Source organism: Pantoea sp. CTOTU49201 (assembly GCF_032054795.1).
Classification (GTDB): Bacteria; Pseudomonadota; Gammaproteobacteria; order Enterobacterales; family Enterobacteriaceae; genus Pantoea; species Pantoea symbiotica.
Map to the genome: position 1 here is coordinate 1 of NZ_DAMBSA010000526.1, position 2623 is coordinate 2623.

Annotated in this window: 2 protein-coding genes; both read left to right on the forward strand. The window is 55.2% G+C overall.

The genetic code is table 11. The annotated features are described in order from the left end of the window. On the forward strand, positions 1 to 1110 hold a 1110-nt coding region (gene brnQ / locus RTY00_RS23245; protein WP_312666535.1), incomplete at its 5' end, for a branched-chain amino acid transport system II carrier protein. 67 nt (positions 1111 to 1177) lie between these two features. Continuing rightward, positions 1178 to 2533, forward strand: coding sequence for a proline-specific permease ProY (gene proY, locus RTY00_RS23250; RefSeq protein ID WP_312666536.1), 1356 nt, complete (start codon positions 1178 to 1180; stop codon positions 2531 to 2533). Positions 2534 to 2623 lie beyond the last annotated feature (90 nt).

Sequence of the window (2623 nt, forward strand, 5' to 3'; positions counted from 1 at the left end):
GATGCGCTTAGCTCACCGATTGGTAAAGCCGCAGGTTTGTTGCTGGCGACCGTTTGCTACCTGGCTGTTGGCCCGCTGTTTGCCACGCCTCGTACCGCTACCGTTTCCTTTGCCGTTGGTATTGCACCGCTGACCGGCGACGGCGCGCTGCCGCTGTTCATCTACAGCCTGATTTACTTCGCGCTGGTGATCGGTATCTCGCTGTATCCGGGCAAACTGCTGGATACTGTTGGCCACTTCCTCGCACCGCTGAAAATTCTGGCGCTGATTGTGCTCGGCGTTGCCGTGCTGATCTGGCCGGCGGGCGGCGTTTCGCCGGGCACCGAAGAGTATCAGCGTGCCGCCTTCTCCAGCGGCTTCGTCAATGGTTATCTGACCATGGATACGCTGGGTGCGCTGGTGTTTGGTATCGTGATCGTCAATGCGGCGCGTTCACGCGGTGTTGAAGATGCCAAATTGCTGACGCGCTACACCATGCTGGCGGGCATTATCGCTGGTATCGGTTTGACGCTGATTTACCTGACGCTGTTCAAGCTCGGTAACGATAGCGGCGCATTAGTGGCGCAGAGCGCCAACGGTGCTGAGATTCTGCATGCTTACGTGCAGCAGACCTTCGGCGGCATGGGCAGCTTCTTCCTCGCCGCGCTGATCTTCGTCGCCTGCATGGTGACGGCGGTGGGCCTGACCTGTGCCTGTGCAGAATTCTTTGCGCAATACGTTCCGCTGTCGTATAAAACGCTGGTATTTATTCTGGGTCTGTTCTCAATGGTGGTGTCGAATCTCGGCCTGAGCCATCTGATTCAGATCTCGATTCCGGTGCTGACGGCGATTTATCCGCCATGCATCGTGCTGGTGGTCCTGAGCTTCACGCTGAAGTTCTGGAACAAAAGTTCGCGTATCATCGCGCCGACCATGCTGGTAAGCCTGCTGTTCGGTATCGTTGATGCCATCAAAACCACTAGCTTTAAAGATGTGTTGCCGCTGTTCAGTCAGCATCTGCCGCTGGCCGATCAGGGACTTTCCTGGTTGCCGCCATCGCTGGCGATGCTGGTGATTGCTGCGGTGGTTGATCGGGCAAAAGGACGTGAGCAGGTCGCAGTTCATCAGTAAGCGACATTGCTGTTAATTCCAACCACGGGCTTGCCCGTGGTTTTTCATTTTCAAGGTACTGAGTGTTATGCAAGAAACCAATAAGCTCAAACGCGGACTGAGCACGCGCCACATTCGCTTTATGGCGCTGGGATCGGCGATTGGCACCGGGCTGTTTTATGGCTCGGCGGATGCCATCAAAATGGCAGGCCCAAGCGTGCTGCTGGCGTACATCATCGGCGGTGCGGTGGCGTACATCATCATGCGTGCGCTGGGTGAGATGTCGGTCAACAACCCGCAGGCCAGCTCATTCTCACGTTATGCGCAGGATTATCTTGGCCCGCTGGCGGGTTACATCACTGGCTGGACCTACTGTTTTGAAATCCTGATTGTGGCGATTGCCGACGTAACGGCTTTTGGTATCTACATGGGCGTGTGGTTCCCCGATGTGCCGCACTGGATTTGGGTGCTGAGCGTGGTGCTAATTATCGGTGCCATCAACCTGATGAGCGTGAAAGTGTTTGGCGAAGTGGAGTTCTGGTTCTCCTTCTTCAAAGTCGCCACCATTATCATCATGATCATCGCTGGCTTCGGCATGATTTTCTGGGGCATCGGCAACGGCGGCCAGCCGACCGGCATTCACAATCTGTGGACCAACGGCGGCTTCTTCGCGCACGGTATCGTCGGCATGCTGCTGTCACTGCAGATGGTGATGTTTGCTTACGGCGGGATTGAGATTATCGGCATTACCGCCGGTGAAGCGGAAGATCCGAAGACCTCAATTCCACGCGCCATCAACTCTGTACCGATGCGTATTCTGGTGTTCTACGTTGGTACGCTGTTCGTCATCATGTCGATTTATCCGTGGAATCAGGTGGGCACTTCCGGCAGTCCGTTCGTGCTGACCTTCCAGCATTTGGGCATTGCGGCGGCGGCATCGATCCTTAACTTCGTGGTGCTAACGGCGTCGTTGTCGGCGATTAACAGCGATGTGTTTGGCGTGGGACGTATGCTGCACAGCATGGCGCAGCAAGGCCACGCACCGAAGGTATTCCAGAAGGTCTCGAATCGCGGGATTCCGTGGGTGACCGTTTTGGTGATGATGCTGGCGATGTTGATCGCGGTGTATCTCAACTACCTGATGCCGGAGAAAGTGTTCCTGGTCATCGCCTCACTGGCGACCTTTGCCACCGTTTGGGTGTGGATCATGATTCTGCTGTCGCAGATCGCCTTCCGCCGCAAGATTGGCAAAGAGCAAGCTGGTAAGCTGGATTTTGCCATGCCGGGCGGCAGCAAAACCGCATGGTTCGGCGTGCTGTTCCTGGCCTTCATAATTGGGCTGATTGGGTACTTCCCGGATACGCGCGTGTCGCTGTACGTTGGTTTCGGCTGGATTGCGCTGCTGTTACTGGCGTGGCCGCTGGTGAAAAAGCGTAAAAGCTGACTATATTGTAGGGTCGCCATTTATGGCGACCTTTTTATATATGACGATTTCAATATAAAAATAATCACGCCATCCCAAAATAATAAAACA